We start from the raw sequence: 20,480 nt of genomic DNA on the forward strand, positions 1-20,480 counted from the left end.
GGTTGATTGGGGCGGACTCAGTCGACAACGGGGGGCAGAGTCCGGCGCCCGTCTCTGGTCCAGGTCTCCTCGTCTTCCACGAGATAGTCCGGCCGCTTGTCGTGCTCCTGAGACTTGCGCGAGTCGGCGGGCCTGCCTGGGGCACCGGTGCGGCCGACCTGGGAGGTCTGTGCCTGGTTGCTGCCCTTGGCTGACGGGCGAACGAGTCCGGAGCCTCCCGAGGTGAAGGGACGACCGCCGGGCCGACCCGGCTGACCGGAACGCCCCCCGAGAACCCCTCCCGTCTCGGACGCGAGCCGACGGCCCGAGCCGCCCATGGCCCCTGCGGAGCGAGCTCCTTCCACGGAGCCGGGCGAGATGGCGCGACCGAGAGGGGTGCGCCCCTGCCCGTTCTCGCTTCCGATGACGGTTCCCCGTGGAATCCCGTTTGCCGACCGACCAGTTGCGCTGACCGGTCGGCCGCCGACGATGCCCGAGTCCCGAGGCATGCGTGTCATACCTTCGATCGGCTTCGCCAGACCGGGCACCTGCGGGAGCCGGCCGATGCCGGGCGTTCGGGACGGCAGCCCCGCTCCGGGGACGCGGCCACCTCCGGTGAAGGTCGACGGCAAGCCGACCGGCAGCCCCGGCGTCGCCACCTCACGCTGCGGCAGAGTCGGACCCACTGTCGTGGCGGGCGGCGCCGACGTGCGTGGGAGCGTATCGGCGCTGTCGATGTTCAGGGACACAGGCTCAGGGCGAACAGTGGTGTGGCCACTTGAACGTGTCGGCGCGTCGAGGACAGAGCCGGCGTGGTGTACGCCGGAAGACCGCGCGATTCCCCTGGAGCCGGCTGGAGAACTGGCCGCGTCTGAAGTGCGGTGCCCGGCGTACTCGGTGGACCTGCCGGGGACCACCCGCTCGTCACTGACCCACCACTCAGCATCTCCCGTTCGCCCCGACGCCGGCGCAAATGTAGGAGGCGTGATGCTGTTTATCTGCGCGGCTGAATGCTCATACGACTCCGCCAGCTTCCGCATCTGCTGGATGGCGTCCTGACGGGTCGCGTCGATATGGGTCTGGGCGGCGGTCGCGTCGGAATGGGCGGTCGCGGCTGCCTTACGGGCGTCAGGGTCGTTCCGCGCCCCCGGCAGCTTCGCCGCGTCGATCGTTTTGTGGGCGTCGGCCAGCACGGCCTTTGCCTTGGTCGTCTCCGATGTGGCCGGCATGGATGACTTCGCTTCGGCGATGGCCTGCGAGACCTCGCTCATCCACTGCGACGCCGCCCCCGCGTACTCGCCGAGCCGGAGGGTCGCGCTCGCGGTGTGGCCGCCCCAGTCCCTGAAGGAGTCGCCGGCCTTGCCCTGCCACTCCAGATCTTTGACGTGCTTCATCAGGTCGTCGCCGATCTTGCTGATCGTCGACGACGCCTTGTGCAGCTTGGAGGCGAGGTGGGCCGCCGACTCCCGGTCGGCGGAGTCGAGCATGGCCGCGAGCTGCTCATGCGTCATGGACTCGAAGTCCGTACGGCCGGGCTTCGGCTGCTTCTGCTCGCTCACGACAGTCCCTCCTTGGACTCTCCTGCGCCCGGCTTGGCCGCAGCCGAGCCCTTCGCGTGCCGCGCATAAGGATCCCGCGCCGAGTCGTAATACTTCTCCGCCTCCGCGTTCACCGCCCGCATCCGCGCCTTGATGTCCTCGTCGAGGTTCTCGTAGCCCACGCGGGAGGCGTGGACCGCGAGGCTCATGCTTTCGATCTGGGCGCTGAGTGCCTTGGAGAGGTTCTCCAACTCGTCGTGGACGATGGTGTACGAGTCGTGGAGGAACTGCGCCTCCTTGAAGGTGGACGCCCCGAGCCGGGCCCGCGGCAGCCGGTCCTCGCCGACCTTGCCCGGTGCCGCCTCCGACTTGTCCAGCTCGATCAGCAGCGCGTCGACCCGCTTCTTGAAGCTCTTCATGGCGTTGTGCTGGATGTCCAGCGCCATCGCCGGATTGACCCCCGCCAGGGTGTCGAAGCCGGTCCCCGTGTCAGGAACCTTGCCGCCCCCGTCCGAACTCACCTCGGCCGCCTCCCCGTTCTCCCCGTGTCATCCCCGTCCCTTCGCTCGTTCGAACGCAGGAACGGGGGGTGGTTTCCATCGATCACTCTAATGGCGTTGCGGAAGCAACCCCAGCTGAATAAGGGACGTTCCGCGCTTGCGGGAAACGAACACGCCACGCCCCGGCGGCATGGGACGCGCCCGTACCGTGCCGAGGATGTCGCCCTCGCTGGGGTCGCCCGAAAGGACGACGCCCTGTGCGCCGAGCTCCTTCACCCGCTGCATGAACGTCTCGTACATGGCCCGCGAGGCCCCCGCCTGGCTGCGGGCGATGATGAACTTCACGCCGACGTCCCGCGCGAACGGCAGATGCTCGACCAACTGACTCAGCGGGTTGCCGGAGTTGGTCGCCACCAGCTCGTAGTCGTCGATGATGACGAAGAGTTGCGGGCCGCTCCACCAGCTGCGGTCGCGCAACTGCTGCGGGGTGATGTCCGGCTTCGGCGCGCGCATCTCCATGAACTGCCGGATCGCGTCCATGTGGACCTGCATCGCCGAGGCCATCGGCGCGTACTCCAGCAGGTGCTCCTCGCCGACCGCCTCCAGCATGGTGCGCCGGTAGTCACCGACGACGATGCGGGCCTCCGCCGGGGTGTATCGCTCCGCGATCTGCTTGGCGATCAGCCGCAGCAGGTTGGTCTTGCCGGACTCGCTCTCCCCGAAGACCAGGAAGAACGGGTCGGTGTCCAGGTCGACGAAGACCGGCTCCAGGTTGGCCTCGTCGATGCCGATCGCGATGCCCGCCTGCGGGAACTCGAAGCCCTTGGGAAGCTGGCCGGCCGGCAGCTTGCGCGGCAGCAGCCGCACCGTCGGAGCGGCGGGGCCCTCCCAGCCGGCCTTGACCCGCTGGACCAACGCGGCCGTCGCCTCGGAGAGGTCGCCCGCCGACGAGGAACCGTCGACGCGGGGGAGCGCCGTCATGAAGTGCAGCTTCTCCGCGACCTGGCCGCGCCCCGGCACGCCCGCCGGGACGTTCACCGCCACCTTGCGGTCGAACTCGGAGTCCATCGGGTCACCCAGCCGCAGTTCGAGCCGGCTGAGGATCTGGTCCTTGAGGGCCGCGCGGACCTCCATGTAGCGCGACGCGGAGACGACGACATGGATGCCGTAGCCGAGACCCCGGCCCGCGATGTCGTTGACGACACCCTCCAGGCCCTCGTACTCCGTCTTGAAATTGCCCCAGCCGTCGATGACCAGGAACACGTCCCCCCATGCCTCGCCCGGCAGTTCACCCGCCGCGCGGCGCCTGCGGTAGGTGGCGACGGAGTCGATGCCGGCGGTGCGGAAGAACTGCTCGCGCCGGTTGAGGATGCCCGCGACCTCGGCGACCGTACGGCGCACCCGCTCCGGGTCCAGCCGGGACGCGACCCCGCCCACGTGCGGGAGGTCCGCCAGGGAGGAGAGACCGCCGCCACCGAAGTCCAGGCAGTAGAACTGCGTCTCCAGCGGGGTGTGGGTCAGCGCGAACGACGACACCAGTGAGCGCAGCAGCGTCGACTTGCCCGACTGAGGGCCGCCGACGACCATCATGTGGCCGGCCGCGCCGGAGAAGTCCCGGTACAGCACCTCGCGCTTCTGCTCGAAGGGCTTGTCGATCAGGCCCAGCGGCACGGTCAGCGCGCCCGCGCGCGGGTACTCCGGCGCGTGCAGACCCCGCTCGGGCGAGACCGACAGCGCGGGCAGCAGGTGGTCCAGCGCGGGCGCCTCGTCCAGCGGGGGCAGCCACACCTGGTGCGCGGGCACGCCCTGGCCGTCGAGGCGCTGCACGACCACGTCCAGCACCGTGTCCGCGAGCGCGTCGTCCTCCGCGCGCGCGGCCCGCGCCCGCTCCTCGGCCGGATCGGGCGCCGCGTACGCCATCGGCACCGGCAGCGCCGTGAACCGCGCGGGACGGCGCTCCACCGGCGCGCTGCCCTGGCTGACCTCGGCACCGCCCGCGCGGTACGTGCCCGAGACGTACGCCGCCTTGAAGCGGGTCATCTCGTCCGTACCGAACTTCAGATACCCGGAACCGGGCACCGACGGCAGGTGGTACGCGTCCGGCACCCCGAGCGCCGCCCGGGACTCGGCCGCGGAGAACGTCCGCAGACCGACCCGGTACGACAGATAGGTGTCCAGACCGCGCAGCCGCCCCTCCTCCAACCGCTGCGAGGCGAGCAGCAGATGCACGCCCAGGGAGCGGCCGATGCGGCCGATCTGGATGAACATGTCGATGAAGTCGGGCTTGGCGGTGAGGAGTTCGCTGAACTCGTCGATCACCAGGACCAGCGAGGCCAGCGGCTCCAGCGGGGCACCGGCCGCGCGCGCCTTCTCGTAGTCGTGGATGTTGGCGTAGTTGCCCGCCGCCCGCAGCAGCTCCTGACGGCGCTGGAGTTCGCCCCGGATCGCGTCGCCCATGCGGTCGACCAGGGTGAGGTCGTCGGAGAGGTTGGTGATCACGGCCGCGACGTGCGGCATCTGGGACATGCCCGCGAAAGTGGCGCCGCCCTTGAAGTCCGCGAGGACGAAGTTCAGCGTCTCCGAGGAGTGCGTGACCGCCAGGCCCAGCACCAGGGTGCGCAGCAGCTCCGACTTGCCGGAACCGGTCGCGCCCACGCACAGGCCGTGCGGGCCCATGCCGTCCTGCGCGGCCTCCTTCAGGTCCAGCATCACCGGCTGGCCGTCCTCGCCGACGCCGATCGGCACCCGCAGCCGCTCCGACATCGAGCGCGGCCGCCAGGTACGCCGCACGTCCACCGAGGCGGCGTCCCCGAGGCCGAGCAGATCGGTGAAGTCCAGGTTGGACAGCAGCGGTTCGTCGTCGTCCCCGCCGCCCATCCGCAACGGGGCGAGCTGCCGGGCCAGCGCCTCGGCGCCGGGCAGCGACAGCCCGTCCGGCGTGCCCTCGAAGGCCACGTCACCACCGGAGTCCAGCCGCAGCCGCTCCGGGCGCACCACGATGGAGAGGTCACCGCGCGGGATGTCCAGCTCGCCGGACACGACCTCCACGATCGTCACGCCCTGGAGGCCCTCGGCGGCCGCGAACACCGACGACGGCGGCACGATGCCGCCGTCGAGGACCACCAGGATGTGCGGCTGGTCCAGCAGCGGCTGCCCGCCCCGGCTGAACCGCGGCCGCTCCTCCAGTCGGCCGGCCAGCGACTGCTCCAGCTCACCGAGGTCGTCGCTGAACAGCCTGCGGGTGCCCGCGCCGTCGAACTGGCCCGGCAACTGGCAGTGCGGCAGCCACTTCGTCCAGTCCCAGCGCTCCGCCGCGCCCCGCGAGGCCACCACGGCCACGATCAGGTCGTCGGGGGAGTGCAGAGTCGTCGCCTGCGCGACCAGGGCGCGCGCGGCGGACTGCGCGCGCTCGGCGTCGCCGGAGACGGTCACGTGGTAGAAGGCGCGCAGCGACAGCGCGACCGGGAGGCCGTCCAACTGGCCGTGCACCGAAAGGAATCGCTGCATCGCGCCCGCGCACAGCGGCTCCAGCTCGTCCACCGGGGCGGTCTGCGGCGCCATCAGGGGAGTGGCCAGCTGCTGCGGGCCCAGGCCGATCCGGACCTGCCCGAAGTCCTCGTCCGCCACCCGCCGTTCCCACACCCGGCTGCCCTCGGCGACCAGCGACCACAACTGCTCGGGGGCGGGGTGCAGATAGAGCTGCGCGTCCCGCTGGCGCAGGGCGGTCTTGCGTACCGTGCGCCGCGTCTGGGCCAGGTAACGGAGGTAGTCGCGGCGAACGTCGGCCATTTGCCCTTGCGTACCGCGACGGTGCCGGACGATCTGCGAGACCACCATCGCGGCCGTGGACACGAGCATGACCACACCCATGATCCGCATGAACGGATGGGCGTTCGGGGATGCGAAGTAGAACACCACGGAGGAGCCCATGCCGAGGGTCGGCAGGACCTGCATCAGCATGCCCTCCTGCTGCCCGCGCGGCAGCTCGGGAGGAGCCTCCAATTGCACCTCTTCCGAAGCGACTTCGGGCGGCAGCGCACGAGGCGGGCGCTTGATGACGAGCTGGCTCACCGGAGCGTCAATCCTCCTGCGCGGACGATCGGTTGATCACCGGCACCCCCGTGGCGACGGTCGTCCTCCGCTTGCCGGCGATCCTACTGGTCACCACTGACACCGGGCCCCGGTAGGGTGACGCCCGCAGCGTGCGCATCCGCGAACAGGGGGTCTGTGAAGGTGACTACGACAGCGGCGACGGGATTCAGCAGGGTCACGGTCGTGGCACCCGACAGCCGCATCGACGTGGCGCTCCCGGTGGACATCGCCGTCGCCGACATCTACCCGGAGATACTGCGGCTGACCGGCCAGACCCAGGAGGTCGGCACCCCGGCCGGCTACCACCTGGTCCGCCGCGACGGCCGCGTCCTCGACAGCGCCCGCACCCTCGCCGACGAAGGCGTCCTGGACGGCGAGGTGCTGAGCCTGCGCCCCTTCGCCGAGTCCCTGCCGCCCGCCGTCTACGACGACGTCTCCGACGCCGTCGCCTCCGCCGTCGTCCGCGACCGGCACCTGTGGAGCGAGGACCTGCTGCGCGTCGCCGGACTCGCGGGCGGCGCCCTGCTGATCCTGCTGACCGGCTTCGTCCTCTGGTACGCCGACCCCGTCCGCCACGACATGCACGGCCTGCCCGGCGTCATCGCCGGCGGCCTCGGTGTGCTCCTCACCGCCTTCGCCGGAGTCCGCGCGCGGGTCTACGGCGACCGGGGCGCCGCCGTGGCCGTCGGCCTCGGCGCGCTGCCGCTGCTGATGATCGCCGGCTCCGGCGTCATCGGCGCACCGGCCGCGCAGGGGCCGGGCAAGCTCCAGTTCATGCTCGGCTGCGTGGCCGTACTGATCGCCTCGGTCGTCCTGGTGGCGCTCACCCCCGGCGGGGACGCCCCCTTCGTCGCCGCCTCCTTCCTGGCGGCCGTCGGCACCGTGGCCACCTTCGTGGCCCTGCTCACCGGCGCCTCCGCCACCGCGACCGCCGCCGTGTGCGCCCCCGTCGCCGTCGGCCTCGTCGCCTTCCTGCCCGGCCTCTCCGCCCGCTTCGCCCGGCTGCCCATCGGCTACGCCTCGCCGCACTCCGCCACCGACGACGCCTTCGACCCGGACACCGCGCAGGGCGCCGACGCCGAACCGCTCGACGCCGACCTCGTCGCCGCCCAGGCCCGGCGCGGCCACGAGATGCTGCTCGGCCTGGTCGGCGGCACGGCGGCCCTGGTCGTCGCCTCCGCCGCCGTCCTCGGCTTCTGCGACAACGTCTGGGGTCAGCTCCTCGCCCTCACCACCGGCCTCGCCATGCTGATCCGCGCGCGGCTGTTCCGCTACACCGCCCAGGTGTCCTGCGTGCTGGTCGCCGGCCTCGCCGCCATCGCCCTGCTGCTGCTCGGCCTCGCCCTGAACCCGCCGCACGCGGACCTCACCGACTTCGTGCTGCACCAGGACCGAGGCGCCCTCGACCTGCGCACCGCCTGGCTGACGGCGGCCGTCGCCGCGGGCGCCGTACTGATCACCGCGATCGGCCTGATCGTTCCCACCAAGGGCCTGTCCCCGTTCTGGGGCCGCTTCCTCGATCTCGCCGAGGGTGCCGTCCTGCTCGCCCTGGCCCCCCTGTGCCTCGCCACCCTCGGCGTCCTCGCGGACGTACGCTCGATGGTGGGCTAGGCCCCCTGAAGAAGGCCGGACAGGCGCAGTGAAGAGGCCCCGGACGGCCCTGGTACCCTGAGTGACGGCCGTTCGTGTACGCACCCCCGGAGCACCAGCCCCGGAGGCCGCGCTCAGCGAGTCCCCGCCTCCCGAGTAACGGAAGCTCCCCCGAGATTCAGACCGGGGGCACTCGGCGGCAACCACCATGAGGAGTACGCGTGTCTCTCGACGCCGCTACGAAGAAGCAGATCATCGCCGAGTTCGGCCAGAAGGAGGGCGACACCGGCTCCCCCGAGGTCCAGGTCGCCATGCTGTCGCGCCGGATCTCCGACCTGACCGAGCACCTCAAGGCCCACAAGCACGACCACCACTCCCGCCGTGGTCTGCTGATCCTGGTCGGCCAGCGTCGCCGCCTGCTGCAGTACCTGGCCAAGAAGGACATCCAGCGCTTCCGCGCCCTGGTCGACCGCCTCGGCATCCGCCGCGGTGCGGCCGGCGCCAAGTAAGTCGCCATGAGGGAGCGGTTCCCGGACCAGTTCGGGAGCCGCTCCCTTTTGCTTTTCCGCGGGTACGGACCCACCGTCCACCCCCGCCGCAGGTACGGAAACGTGCGGACTGTCACTCCCCCTTTGTAGGGTGTTGGCACAACGCATCACGTACGACACATAACGAGGAGACGCGCACCGCGCCGCCGCCGGTCCTCGGTAGTGGCCCCCAGGGGGGAAGAGAGCCCCTGGGTGCTTCGATCGAAGACCGGCCCGCACCAGACGGAGCGCTTCTCCCACCACCGTCCCTCCGCCACACGGGCGAGCGGGACGAAGACGAGGAGAGAACGCTAGTGGAGAACGAGACCCACTACGCCGAGGCCGTCATCGACAACGGTTCCTTCGGCACCCGCACCATCCGCTTCGAGACGGGCCGCCTGGCCAAGCAGGCCGCCGGCTCCGCCGTGGCGTACCTGGACGACGACACCATGGTGATGTCGGCCACCACCGCCTCCAAGGCCCCCAAGGACCAGCTCGACTTCTTCCCCCTCACGGTGGACGTCGAGGAGCGGATGTACGCGGCCGGCAAGATCCCCGGCAGCTTCTTCCGCCGTGAGGGCCGCCCCTCCGAGGACGCGATCCTCACCTGCCGCCTGATCGACCGCCCGCTGCGCCCGTCCTTCAAGAAGGGCCTGCGCAACGAGATCCAGGTCGTCGCCACGATCATGGCCCTCAACCCGGACCACCTGTACGACGTCGTGGCGATCAACGCCGCGTCCGCGTCGACGCAGCTCGCCGGCCTGCCCTTCTCCGGCCCGATCGGCGGCGTCCGCGTCGCGCTGATCCGCGGCCAGTGGGTCGCGTTCCCGACGCACACCGAGCTCGAGGACGCCGTCTTCGACATGGTGGTCGCCGGCCGCGTCCTGGAGGACGGCGACGTCGCGATCATGATGGTCGAGGCCGAGGCCACCGACCAGACGATCAAGCTGGTCGAGGGCGGCGCCGAGGCGCCCACCGAGGAGGTCGTGGCCGCCGGTCTCGAGGCCGCCAAGCCCTTCATCAAGGTCCTCTGCCGCGCGCAGGCCGACCTCGCCTCCAAGGCCGCCAAGCCCGAGGGCGAGTTCCCGATCTTCCTGGACTACCAGGACGACGTGTACCAGGCCCTGAAGAAGGCCGTGCAGCCCGAGCTGGCCCAGGCGCTCACCATCGCCGGCAAGCAGGAGCGCGAGGCCGAGCTTGACCGCGTCAAGGGTCTGGCCGCCGAGAAGCTCCTGCCGGAGTTCGAGGGCCGCGAGAAGGAGATCTCCGCCGCTTACCGCGCGCTGACCAAGCAGCTGGTCCGCGAGCGTGTGATCAAGGAGAAGAAGCGCATCGACGGCCGCGGCGTCACGGACATCCGTACGCTCGCCGCCGAGGTCGAGGCCATCCCGCGCGTGCACGGTTCGGCGCTGTTCGAGCGTGGCGAGACCCAGATCCTGGGCATCACCACCCTGAACATGCTCCGCATGGAGCAGCAGCTCGACACCCTCTCCCCGGTGACGCGCAAGCGCTACATGCACAACTACAACTTCCCGCCGTACTCCGTCGGCGAGACCGGCCGCGTCGGCTCCCCGAAGCGCCGCGAGATCGGCCACGGCGCCCTCGCCGAGCGCGCCCTCGTGCCGGTGCTGCCGACGCGCGAGGAGTTCCCCTACGCGATCCGCCAGGTGTCCGAGGCCCTCGGCTCCAACGGTTCGACGTCCATGGGCTCGGTCTGCGCCTCCACCATGTCGATGCTGAACGCCGGTGTGCCGCTCAAGGCCCCCGTCGCCGGTATCGCCATGGGCCTGATCTCCGAGCAGGCCGACGGCGAGACGCACTACGTCACCCTCACCGACATCCTCGGTGCGGAGGACGCCTTCGGCGACATGGACTTCAAGGTCGCCGGCACCAAGGACTTCGTGACCGCCCTCCAGCTCGACACCAAGCTGGACGGCATCCCGGCGTCTGTCCTGGCCGCGGCCCTCAAGCAGGCCCGCGACGCCCGTCTCCACATCCTCGACGTGATGATGGAGGCCATCGACCGGCCCGACGAGATGTCCCCGCACGCCCCGCGGATCATCACCGTCAAGATCCCGGTGGACAAGATCGGTGAGGTCATCGGCCCGAAGGGCAAGATGATCAACCAGATCCAGGAGGACACCGGCGCCGAGATCACGATCGAGGACGACGGCACCATCTACATCGGTGCCGCCGACGGCCCCTCCGCCGAGGCCGCCCGCGCCACGATCAACGGCATCGCCAACCCGACGATGCCCGAGGTCGGCGAGCGCTACCTGGGTACGGTCGTGAAGACCACCACCTTCGGCGCGTTCGTCTCCCTGCTCCCCGGCAAGGACGGTCTGCTGCACATCTCGCAGATCCGCAAGCTCGCCGGCGGCAAGCGCGTGGAGAACGTCGAGGACGTCCTCGGTGTGGGCCAGAAGGTCCAGGTCGAGATCGCCGAGATCGACTCCCGCGGCAAGCTCTCCCTCATCCCCGTGATCGAGGGCGAGGACGGCTCGGACGACAAGAAGGACGACGCCGACCAGTGACGTCCCGTAGCTTCAAGGCGACGGCCCGCACCTCCTCGGAGGCGCGGGCCGTCGCCCGTACCCAAACCCTCATCAAGGGCCAAGACGGCATCGGCACCGTCCGCCGGACCACCCTCCCCGGTGGCCTGCGCATCGTCACCGAGACCCTGCCCTCCGTGCGCTCGGCCACCTTCGGCATCTGGGCGCACGTCGGCTCCCGCGACGAGACCCCCGCGCTGAACGGCGCCACGCACTACCTGGAGCACCTGCTCTTCAAGGGCACCGACAAGCGCTCCGCCCTCGACATCTCCGCCGCCGTCGACGCCGTCGGCGGCGAGATGAACGCGTTCACGGCCAAGGAGTACACGTGCTACTACGCACGCGTACTCGACACCGACCTGCCGCTCGCCATCGACGTGGTGTGCGACATGCTGACCGGCTCGCTGATCCGCGAGGAGGACGTCGACGTCGAACGCGGCGCCATCCTCGAAGAGATCGCCATGACCGAGGACGACGCCGGCGACTGCGTGCACGACCTGTTCGCGCACACCATGTTCGGCGACAACGCGCTCGGCCGCCCGGTCCTCGGCACGGTCGACACCGTCAACGCCCTCACCGCCGACCGCATCCGCCGCTTCTACAAGAAGCACTACGACCCGACGCACCTCGTCGTCGCCGCCGCAGGCAACATCGACCACGCCACGGTCGTCCGCCAGGTCCGCGCCGCCTTCGAGAAGTCCGGCGCCCTGCGGGACAACGGTGCCCAGCCCATCGCCCCGCGCGAGGGCAGCCGCACCATCCGCACCGCGGGCCGTGTCGAACTGGTCGGCCGCAAGACCGAGCAGGCCCACGTCATCCTCGGCATGCCCGGCCTCGCCCGCACCGACGACCGCCGCTGGGCCATGAGCGTGCTCAACACCGCCCTCGGCGGCGGCATGTCCTCCCGGCTCTTCCAGGAGGTCCGCGAGAAGCGCGGCCTGGCCTACAGCGTGTACTCCTACACCTCCGGCTTCGCCGACTGCGGCCTCTTCGGGGTGTACGCGGGCTGCCGCCCGAGCCAGGTGCACGACGTGCTGAAGATCTGCCGCGACGAGCTGGACCAGGTCGCCGCGAACGGTCTCAGCGACGACGAGGTCAACCGGGCCATCGGCCAGCTGAAGGGCGGCACCGTCCTCGGCCTGGAGGACACCGGCGCGCTGATGAACCGTATCGGCAAGAGCGAGCTGTGCTGGGGCGACCACATGTCGGTGGACGACATGCTGGCCCGGATCACCGCGGTGACCCCGGACGAGGTCCGTTCCGTCGCCCGCGACATCCTGGGACAGCGCCCGTCGCTGTCGGTCATAGGCCCGCTGAAGGACAAGCAGGCCGCCCGGCTGAACGACGCGGTCGCCTGACCCCCCGGTCCCTCAACTGCGGTAAGGAAACGAAGAGATGAGCAAGCTGCGCGTGGCGGTCCTCGGCGGAGGCGGCCGTATCGGCTCCGAGGCGGTACGGGCCGTCGAGGCCGCCGAGGACATGGAGCTGGTGGCCTCCCTCGGCCGGGGCGACAAGCTGGAGACGCTGGTGGACGCCGGCGCCCAGGTCGCCGTCGACCTCACCACCCCGGCCTCGGTCATGGGCAACCTCGACTTCTGCGTGCGCCACGGCATCCACGCGGTCGTCGGCACCACCGGCTGGACCGACGAGCGCCTCGCGCAGCTGAAGGGCTGGCTCGGCCAGTCCCCGGAGGCGGGCGTGCTCATCGCCCCGAACTTCTCCATCGGCGCCGTCCTCACCATGAAGTTCGCGCAAGTAGCCGCACCGTACTTCGAGTCCGTCGAGGTCGTCGAGCTGCACCACCCGAACAAGGTGGACGCCCCCTCCGGCACCGCCACCCGCACCGCCCAGCTCATCGCCGAGGCCCGCCGCAAGGCCGGCACCGCCGAGGCCCCGGACGCCACGGCCACCGCGCTGGACGGCGCCCGGGGCGCGGACGTGGACGGGGTGCCCGTGCACGCGGTCCGGCTGCGCGGCCTCCTGGCCCACCAGGAGGTCCTCCTCGGCGGCGAGGGCGAGACCCTCACCCTCCGCCACGACTCGCTGCACCACAGCAGCTTCATGCCGGGCATCCTGCTCGGTGTGCGCCGGGTCGGGTCCGCTCCGGGCCTCACCTTCGGCCTCGAACACTTCCTGGACCTGGGCTGAGTACCCACACCTCATGCGCGCGAAGATCACCTACCTCGTCACGGCCGCCGTCCTGGTCTTCTACTTCGTCCTGGTCGGCAGCCGGGGCGTGATGCTCATCCAGTCCGGCACGCTCCTCACCGTCACCTTCGGCGTGGCCGTGCTGATCCTGCCGGTCATCGGCATCTGGTTCCTCTGGAAGAACACCCAGTTCGTCCGCCGGGCCAACCAGCTCGCCGCCGAACTGGAGGCCGAGGGCGGCCTGCCCGTCGACGAACTGCGCCGCACCCCGGACGGCCGGATCGACCGCGACTCGGCCGACGAGGTGTTCGCCCGGCGCCGGGCCGAGACCGAGGCCGCCCCGGACGACTGGCGGAGCTGGTTCCGGCTCGCCGTCGCCTATCACGACGCCCGCGACACCCCGCGCGCCCGTAAGACGATGCAGCGCGCCATCGCCCTGCACGACGGGCGGCACCTCCCCGCCTGACGGGCTCAGCCCCGCCGGTACTCCGCGGCCCACGCCTCGATCGTGTCCGAGGCCCGGTCGAACCCGGCGGGGCGGTTCAGGAAGTCCAGCGAGTGCGTGGTCAGCAGCGGGGGAGTGTCGTCGGGGGCGCGGTCGTTCCGGACCAGCGTCAGCGCCTGCCCCTGCACCGTGCGGGGCATGCCCAGCCAGCGCACCGGCTGCTGCGCGGTCCGCAGCGAGACCACACGCTCCCAGGGCACCGTGCGCGTCACCAGGAAGCAGACCTGGCGCAGGCCGCGCGGGCTGACCCACACGCCCATGCGCAGCACCCGCAGCGCGCAGACGACGATCGCCGCGGTGAGCACGAAGGTGATCCCGGCCGAGGTCGTGGTGCCGGTCAGGGCGGTGAGCACGGCCCCGAACAGCACGAACGAGGAGAGCAGCAGCCCCAGCGCCGCCCCGCCCACCCGCCACGGGCCGGGACGGTACGGGCGCCGCCAGCGGTCCCGGTCGTCGTAGGGCAGCGAGCTCTCGTCGGCCGCCTCGAAAGTGCGGTCGGCCGTCAGGAAGGGCAGGGGCACGGCTGTTCCTCGCAAGGTCCTCGCACGGGCTTGTGCCCGGTGAGGCTATCCGCCGGTGGCGGGACTCACCAGCCGTGGGCGGCCACTGGGGTCAGTGACCCTGCGCCGCCTGCGACTGACCGGCCGGCGGCGCGGACGGAGTGGACAGCGCGGGCATGCCCACCATCAGCGCGCCCACTATCCCGGCGACCAGGGTCAGCGCCAGCAGCGAACGCCCGGCCCGCTCGGCGCGCGAGGCGCGCTCACGGGGTGGGGGAGTGACATTGCCGCGGAACCTGTCGGCCTCGGCGACGAAGGCGAAGGGTACGGGCTCACGACGACGGAACATCTTGGGTGGGTCTCCTTCCGGGGGTCTGTGACCTCACCCCCTCAGACGACGGAGTGACCCGAAAGGTGCCCATGTCCGGAAAACCGCTGGATGCGATTTTTGAGGTGAGGTGTTGCTCTGACCGGTGCGCGTGCCCCGTATGGTGGCTGCAAACCGCAGAAGTGATGGAAGGACCTTTGTGACCACCCCCGAGCCGCTCACGCTCCGTAGCGACGTCACCGTCGAGCTGGTGAAATCCAGCGCCTCCGACAGCGACGTCCTCTTCGCCGCCCGTGTCTCCACCCTGGGCGAGCAGTCCCTGGACGAGCTCCAGAAGGACCCCGAGCGCTCCAAGGGCCTCATCAACTATCTGGTGCGAGACCGGCACGGCAGCCCGTTCGAGCACAACTCGATGACCTTCCTCATCAGCGCCCCGATCTTCGTCTTCCGCGAGTTCATGCGGCACCGCGTCGGCTGGTCCTACAACGAGGAATCGGGCCGCTACCGGGAGCTGCAGCCGGTCTTCTACGTCCCCGACACCTCCCGCAAGCTCGTCCAGGAGGGCCGTCCGGGCAAGTACGTCTTCGTCGAGGGCAGCCCCGCCCAGTACGACGCGGTGCGCGACACCCTGACGGAGTCCTACGAGCAGGCGTACTCCGCCTACCAGAAGCTGCTCGCCGAGGGCGTCGCCCGCGAGGTCGCCCGCGCGGCCCTCCCGGTGGGCCTGTACTCCTCGATGTACGCCACCTGCAACGCCCGCTCCCTGATGCACTTCCTGGGCCTGCGCACCCAGCACGAGCTGGCCAAGGTGCCGTCCTTCCCGCAGCGGGAGATCGAGATGGTGGGCGAGAAGATGGAGGCCGAGTGGGCCCGCCTGATGCCGCTCACCTACGCCGCCTTCAACGCCAACGGCCGGGTCGCCCCGTAACCCTGTTCCCCCGCGCGGAACGGATGTACGGATCAGCCAGCCGAAGTGTCCGTATTGCGGCATTTAGCGAAGTTCATCTAGCCTGATCAAACGGACCCGGCACTGCTTGAACCCCCGAGCAGGCAGTGCCGGGCTCCTTCTTGACCGAGAGCCGGCCGAGAGTTTGACCCGCGTTTGTCCTGACTTTCCCGACACCCCACGGGCAGACCATGGATCGAGTACCGAGTAGCGTGTCACCCATGGCTCCGACCTCGACTCCGCAGACCCCCTTCGGGCGGGTCCTCACCGCCATGGTCACGCCCTTCACGGCGGACGGCGCACTCGACCTCGACGGCGCGCAGCGGCTCGCCGCCCACCTGGTGGACGCAGGCAACGACGGCCTGATCGTCAACGGCACCACCGGCGAGTCACCCACCACCAGCGACGCGGAGAAATCGGACCTCGTACGAGCCGTCGTGGAAGCGGTCGGCGACCGCGCCCGCGTCGTGGCCGGAGTCGGCACCAACGACACCCACCACACCCTCGAACTGGCCCGCCAGGCCGAACGCGACGGCGCACACGGCCTGCTGGTCGTCACGCCGTACTACAACAAGCCCCCGCAGGAGGGTTTGTACCGCCACTTCACGGCCGTCGCCGACAACACCGGTCTCCCGGTGATGCTCTACGACATCCCCGGCCGCAGCGGCGTCCCGATCAGCACCGAGACCCTGGTCCGCCTCGCGGAGCACCCCCGGATCGTCGCCAACAAGGACGCCAAGGGCGACCTCGGCCGCGCGAGCTGGGCCATCGCCCGCTCCGGCCTCGCCTGGTACTCCGGCGACGACATGCTGAACCTCCCCCTGCTCTCCGTCGGCGCCGTCGGCTTCGTCTCCGTGGTCGGCCACCTCGTCGCCCCCGACCTGCGCGCCCTCGTGGACGCGTACACCTCGGGCGACGTCGTCAAGGCCGCCGAGATCCACCAGAAGCTGCTCCCGGTCTACACCGGCGTCTTCCGCACCCAGGGCGTCATGACCACCAAGGCCGCGCTCGCCCTGCTGGGTCTGCCCGCCGGTCCGCTGCGCGCCCCCATGGTCGAGTGCTCGCCGGAGGAGATCGCCCAGCTCAAGATCGATCTTGCTGCCGGCGGGGTACAGCTCTGACAACAGACTTCAGCACCATCCGAGCCACACAATCGCAGGACACAACAGCACAGCGGGCGCACCGGCGTCCCGCCCCCCTTACGACAACCGCACGCACTGAACGTCATGCGCGCCACGTGCCCACCGGTACGTGGCGCGTGTGGTCAGGAGAGTCTTTTGAGTCATCCGCACCCTGAACTGGCCCCGCCGCCGCCGCTCGCCAAGGGCGGCCTGCGCGTCACTCCTCTCGGCGGTCTCGGTGAGATCGGCCGGAACATGACGGTCTTCGAGTACGACGGCCGTCTGCTGATCGTCGACTGCGGCGTTCTCTTCCCCGAGGAGGAGCAGCCCGGAATCGACCTGATCCTGCCGGACTTCTCGTCCATCCGGGACCGCCTCGACGACATCGAGGGCATCGTCCTCACGCACGGCCACGAGGACCACATCGGCGCGGTCCCCTACCTGCTCCGCGAGAAGCCCGACATCCCGCTGATCGGCTCCAAGCTGACCCTCGCGCTGATCGAGGCCAAGCTCCAGGAGCACCGCATCCGCCCGTACACCCTGGAGGTGGAGGCGGGCGACCGTGAGCGGGTCGGCCCCTTCGACCTCGAGTTCGTCGCGGTCAACCACTCCATCCCGGACGCCCTCGCGGTCGCCATCCGCACCCCGGCCGGCATGGTCGTGCACACCGGCGACTTCAAGATGGACCAGCTCCCGCTGGACGGCCGGCTCACCGACCTGCACGCCTTCGCGCGGCTGAGCGAAGAGGGCATCGACCTCCTCCTCTCGGACTCGACGAACGCAGAGGTGCCCGGCTTCGTCCCGCCCGAGCGCGACATCTCCAACGTGCTGGACAACGTCTTCCAGGGCGCGCACAGCCGCATCATCGTGGCGAGCTTCGCCAGCCATGTGCACCGCATCCAGCAGATCCTGGACACCGCCCAGAAGTACGGCCGCAAGGTCGCCTTCGTCGGCCGCTCCATGGTCCGCAACATGGGCATCGCGCGGGACCTCGGCTACCTGAAGGTCCCGCCGGGCCTGGTCGTCGACGTCAAGCAGCTCGACGACCTGCCGGCCGACAAGGTCGTCCTGGTCTGCACGGGTTCCCAGGGTGAGCCGATGGCGGCCCTGTCCCGCATGGCCAACCGGGACCACCAGATCCGCATCGTCGAGGGCGACACGGTCATCCTGGCCTCGTCCCTCATCCCGGGCAACGAGAACGCGGTCTACCGCGTGATCAACGGCCTGACCCGCTGGGGCGCCAACGTCGTGCACAAGGGCAACGCCAAGGTGCACGTCTCGGGCCATGCGTCCGCGGGCGAGCTGCTGTACTTCTACAACATCTGCCGCCCGAAGAACCTCATGCCGGTCCACGGCGAATGGCGCCACCTGCGTGCCAACGCCGAACTGGGTGCCGCGACCGGCGTCCCGCACGACCGGATCGTCATCGCCGAGGACGGCGTCGTCGTCGACCTGGTCGAGGGCAAGGCGAAGATCGCGGGCAAGGTCCAGGCCGGTTACGTCTACGTCGACGGCCTCTCGGTCGGCGATGTGCGCGAGCCCGCGCTGAAGGACCGCAAGATCCTCGGCGACGAGGGCATCATCTCGGTCTTCGTGGTGATGGACGCGTCCACCGGCAAGATCACCGGTGGCCCGCACATCCAGGCCCGTGGCTCCGGTATCGACGACGGTGCCTTCGCGGAGGTGCTCCCGAAGATCACGGAGTCGCTGGAGCGGTCCGCCCAGGACGGAGTCGTGGAGCCCCACCAGCTCCAGCAGCTCATCCGCCGGACCCTCGGCAAGTGGGTCTCGGACACCTACCGCCGGCGCCCGATGATCCTCCCGGTCGTCGTCGAGGTCTGATCCACGACGCTCCGACCTGCACTGGGGCCCCTCGACACCGGTCGAGGGGCCCCAGTGCGTTGCAAGGGGAACACGCGCTCGAAAAAATCTTGACAGCACGGGTTGACACCCCCATGGCCGATCCGTATAGTTCTTGGTCTGCCCCGGAGCCGTAATGGTTCGGCGGCGGCACTCGTCGCGAGAGCGGCACTCCAACCTCCAGTACGACCATCCCCCTGGGACTGGCTTCGGCGCGTCCGAATTCAATTCGAATGGGAACCGGCGGCCCGATTAGGAACTGCCGGGGATGATCCGCTAAGGTTTGAGACGTCGGAACGGCCCAGCGGGCCAGGAAGACAACCCCCTCTGACTGGGAATCAGACACCGAAAGGATCTGATAGAGTCGGAACCGCCGGAAAGGGAAACGCGAAAGCGAAGAACTGGAAAGCACCGAGGAAATCGGATCGGAAAAAGATCTGATAGAGTCGGAAACACCGAAGGGAAGCCCGGAGGAAAGCCCGAGAGGGTAAGTACAAAGGAAGCGACCGTTCCTTGAGAACTCAACAGCGTGCTAAAAGTCAACGCCAGATATGTTGATAACCCCGTCTCCAGTCACTGACTGGGACGAGGTTCCTTTGAAAAAACACAGCGAGGACGCTGTGAACCATCGGACTATTCCTCCGATGGTTCCGCTCTCGTGTGTGTCGACCGGCTGTATTAATTTACTGGCCGAGTAAACATTCACGGAGAGTTTGATCCTGGCTCAGGACGAACGCTGGCGGCGTGCTTAACACATGCAAGTCGAACGATGAACCACTTCGGTGGGGATTAGTGGCGAACGGGTGAGTAACACGTGGGCAATCTGCCCTTCACTCTGGGACAAGCCCTGGAAACGGGGTCTAATACCGGATAACACTGCGGATCGCATGGTCTGCGGTTAAAAGCTCCGGCGGTGAAGGATGAGCCCGCGGCCTATCAGCTTGTTGGTGAGGTAATGGCTCACCAAGGCGACGACGGGTAGCCGGCCTGAGAGGGCGACCGGCCACACTGGGACTGAGACACGGCCCAGACTCCTACGGGAGGCAGCAGTGGGGAATATTGCACAATGGGCGAAAGCCTGATGCAGCGACGCCGCGTGAGGGATGACGGCCTTCGGGTTGTAAACCTCTTTCAGCAGGGAAGAAGCGAAAGTGACGGTACCTGCAGAAGAAGCGCCGGCTAACTACGTGCCAGCAGCCGCGGTAATACGTAGGGCGCAAGCGTTGTCCGGAATTATTGGGCGTAAAGAGCTCGTAGGCGGCTTGTCACGTCGATTGTGAAAGCCCGAGGCTTAACCTCGGGTCTGCAGTCGATACGGGCTAGCTAGAGTGTGGTAGGGGAGATCGGAATTCCTGGTGTAGCGGTGAAATGCGCAGATATCAGGAGGAACACCGGTGGCGAAGGCGGATCTCTGGGCCATTACTGACGCTGAGGAGCGAAAGCGTGGGGAGCGAACAGGATTAGATACCCTGGTAGTCCACGCCGTAAACGGTGGGCACTAGGTGTTGGCGACATTCCACGTCGTCGGTGCCGCAGCTAACGCATTAAGTGCCCCGCCTGGGGAGTACGGCCGCAAGGCTAAAACTCAAAGGAATTGACGGGGGCCCGCACAAGCAGCGGAGCATGTGGCTTAATTCGACGCAACGCGAAGAACCTTACCAAGGCTTGACATACACCGGAAAGCATCAGAGATGGTGCCCCCCTTGTGGTCGGTGTACAGGTGGTGCATGGCTGTCGTCAGCTCGTGTCGTGAGATGTTGGGTTAAGTCCCGCAACGAGCGCAACCCTTGTTCTGTGTTGCCAGCATGCCCTTCGGGGTGATGGGGACTCACAGGAGACTGCCGGGGTCAACTCGGAGGAAGGTGGGGACGACGTCAAGTCATCATGCCCCTTATGTCTTGGGCTGCACACGTGCTACAATGGCAGGTACAATGAGCTGCGAAACCGTGAGGTGGAGCGAATCTCAAAAAGCCTGTCTCAGTTCGGATTGGGGTCTGCAACTCGACCCCATGAAGTCGGAGTTGCTAGTAATCGCAGATCAGCATTGCTGCGGTGAATACGTTCCCGGGCCTTGTACACACCGCCCGTCACGTCACGAAAGTCGGTAACACCCGAAGCCGGTGGCCCAACCCCTTGTGGGAGGGAGCTGTCGAAGGTGGGACTGGCGATTGGGACGAAGTCGTAACAAGGTAGCCGTACCGGAAGGTGCGGCTGGATCACCTCCTTTCTAAGGAGCACTTCTTACCAACTTCGGTTGGTCAGGGGCCAGTACATCGGCGAATGTTCGATGCTGG

General features: G+C 69.0%; 14 protein-coding genes and 1 rRNA gene. 10 read left to right on the forward strand and 5 right to left on the reverse strand.

The annotated features are described in order from the left end of the window. Nucleotides 1-17: 17 nt before the first annotated feature. The 3 genes from D0Z67_RS21570 to D0Z67_RS21580 all read right to left on the reverse strand — a co-directional run bounded on the left by D0Z67_RS21570 (nucleotide 18) and on the right by D0Z67_RS21580 (nucleotide 6,088). Entirely contained in the window at nucleotides 18-1,538 is a 1,521-nt protein-coding gene (locus D0Z67_RS21570) for a WXG100 family type VII secretion target (RefSeq protein WP_031183478.1), read from the reverse strand. Continuing rightward, nucleotides 1,535-2,038, reverse strand: a complete 504-nt coding sequence (locus tag D0Z67_RS21575) for a hypothetical protein (protein WP_037776017.1) — start codon at nucleotides 2,036-2,038, stop codon at nucleotides 1,535-1,537. The genes D0Z67_RS21570 and D0Z67_RS21575 overlap by 4 nt, the downstream gene beginning before the upstream one ends. A gap of 87 nt (nucleotides 2,039-2,125) precedes the next feature. Continuing rightward, entirely contained in the window at nucleotides 2,126-6,088 is a 3,963-nt protein-coding gene (locus D0Z67_RS21580) for a type VII secretion protein EccC (RefSeq protein ID WP_031183476.1), read from the reverse strand. Nucleotides 6,089-6,250: 162 nt separating this feature from the next. On the opposite strand from D0Z67_RS21580, the gene eccD reads away from it, so the two are divergent. The 6 genes from eccD (at nucleotide 6,251) to D0Z67_RS21610 (ending at nucleotide 13,392) form a co-directional block, all read left to right on the forward strand. Beyond that, nucleotides 6,251-7,720 (forward strand): type VII secretion integral membrane protein EccD, encoded by a 1,470-nt coding sequence (eccD, locus tag D0Z67_RS21585; RefSeq protein ID WP_031183475.1) that lies wholly within the window; start codon nucleotides 6,251-6,253, stop codon nucleotides 7,718-7,720. Nucleotides 7,721-7,920: 200 nt separating this feature from the next. Further along, a complete protein-coding gene (rpsO, locus tag D0Z67_RS21590) occupies nucleotides 7,921-8,208 on the forward strand; it encodes a 30S ribosomal protein S15 (RefSeq protein WP_030816847.1) in 288 nt (95 codons plus the stop codon). A 332-nt stretch (nucleotides 8,209-8,540) separates the two neighbouring features. Then, entirely contained in the window at nucleotides 8,541-10,760 is a 2,220-nt protein-coding gene (locus D0Z67_RS21595) for a polyribonucleotide nucleotidyltransferase (RefSeq protein WP_031183474.1), read from the forward strand. Then, nucleotides 10,757-12,136 carry a M16 family metallopeptidase gene (locus D0Z67_RS21600; protein ID WP_031183473.1) on the forward strand — a complete coding sequence of 460 codons (1,380 nt, stop codon included), beginning with the start codon at nucleotides 10,757-10,759 and terminating at the stop codon, nucleotides 12,134-12,136. The genes D0Z67_RS21595 and D0Z67_RS21600 overlap by 4 nt, the downstream gene beginning before the upstream one ends. 37 nt (nucleotides 12,137-12,173) lie before the next feature. Next, nucleotides 12,174-12,926, forward strand: coding sequence for a 4-hydroxy-tetrahydrodipicolinate reductase (gene dapB / locus D0Z67_RS21605; protein WP_031183472.1), 753 nt, complete (start codon nucleotides 12,174-12,176; stop codon nucleotides 12,924-12,926). Between the two features lie 13 nt (nucleotides 12,927-12,939). Then, a complete protein-coding gene (locus tag D0Z67_RS21610) occupies nucleotides 12,940-13,392 on the forward strand; it encodes a tetratricopeptide repeat protein (RefSeq protein ID WP_031183471.1) in 453 nt (150 codons plus the stop codon). Nucleotides 13,393-13,397: 5 nt separating this feature from the next. Here D0Z67_RS21610 and D0Z67_RS21615 read toward each other — a convergent pair whose 3' ends face one another. Both D0Z67_RS21615 and D0Z67_RS21620 read right to left on the reverse strand, forming a co-directional pair. After that, the gene (locus D0Z67_RS21615) at nucleotides 13,398-13,952 is read right to left on the reverse strand and encodes a hypothetical protein (protein WP_031183470.1); all 555 of its coding nucleotides are present in this window, start codon (nucleotides 13,950-13,952) and stop codon (nucleotides 13,398-13,400) included. 91 nt (nucleotides 13,953-14,043) lie between these two features. Continuing rightward, complete coding sequence (locus tag D0Z67_RS21620; RefSeq protein WP_031183469.1) at nucleotides 14,044-14,280, reverse strand: hypothetical protein; 237 nt, start codon at nucleotides 14,278-14,280, stop codon at nucleotides 14,044-14,046. A gap of 139 nt (nucleotides 14,281-14,419) precedes the next feature. On the opposite strand from D0Z67_RS21620, the gene thyX reads away from it, so the two are divergent. The 4 genes from thyX to D0Z67_RS21645 all read left to right on the forward strand — a co-directional run bounded on the left by thyX (nucleotide 14,420) and on the right by D0Z67_RS21645 (nucleotide 20,413). Then, entirely contained in the window at nucleotides 14,420-15,187 is a 768-nt protein-coding gene (gene thyX, locus D0Z67_RS21625) for an FAD-dependent thymidylate synthase (protein WP_051888121.1), read from the forward strand. A 239-nt stretch (nucleotides 15,188-15,426) separates the two neighbouring features. After that, complete coding sequence (gene dapA / locus D0Z67_RS21630; protein ID WP_030816863.1) at nucleotides 15,427-16,326, forward strand: 4-hydroxy-tetrahydrodipicolinate synthase; 900 nt, start codon at nucleotides 15,427-15,429, stop codon at nucleotides 16,324-16,326. A 156-nt stretch (nucleotides 16,327-16,482) separates the two neighbouring features. Further along, a complete protein-coding gene (locus D0Z67_RS21635; RefSeq protein ID WP_031183467.1) occupies nucleotides 16,483-18,168 on the forward strand; it encodes a ribonuclease J in 1,686 nt (561 codons plus the stop codon). Nucleotides 18,169-18,887: 719 nt separating this feature from the next. Beyond that, nucleotides 18,888-20,413 (forward strand): 16S ribosomal RNA (locus D0Z67_RS21645). Nucleotides 20,414-20,480 lie beyond the last annotated feature (67 nt).

The sequence above is a fragment of the Streptomyces seoulensis genome (assembly GCF_004328625.1).
Taxonomy (GTDB): domain Bacteria; phylum Actinomycetota; class Actinomycetes; order Streptomycetales; family Streptomycetaceae; genus Streptomyces; species Streptomyces seoulensis.

Excerpts from the sequence above, each read along its gene's own strand:
- dapB (WP_031183472.1), top strand. The coding sequence starts at position 12,174 with ATGAGCAAGCTGCGCGTGGCGGTCCTCGGCGGAGGCGGCCGTATCGGC.
- D0Z67_RS21610 (WP_031183471.1), top strand. The coding sequence starts at position 12,940 with ATGCGCGCGAAGATCACCTACCTCGTCACGGCCGCCGTCCTGGTCTTC.
- D0Z67_RS21620 (WP_031183469.1), bottom strand. The coding sequence starts at position 14,280 with ATGTTCCGTCGTCGTGAGCCCGTACCCTTCGCCTTCGTCGCCGAGGCC.
- thyX (WP_051888121.1), top strand. The coding sequence starts at position 14,420 with ATGGTGGCTGCAAACCGCAGAAGTGATGGAAGGACCTTTGTGACCACC.
- dapA (WP_030816863.1), top strand. The coding sequence starts at position 15,427 with ATGGCTCCGACCTCGACTCCGCAGACCCCCTTCGGGCGGGTCCTCACC.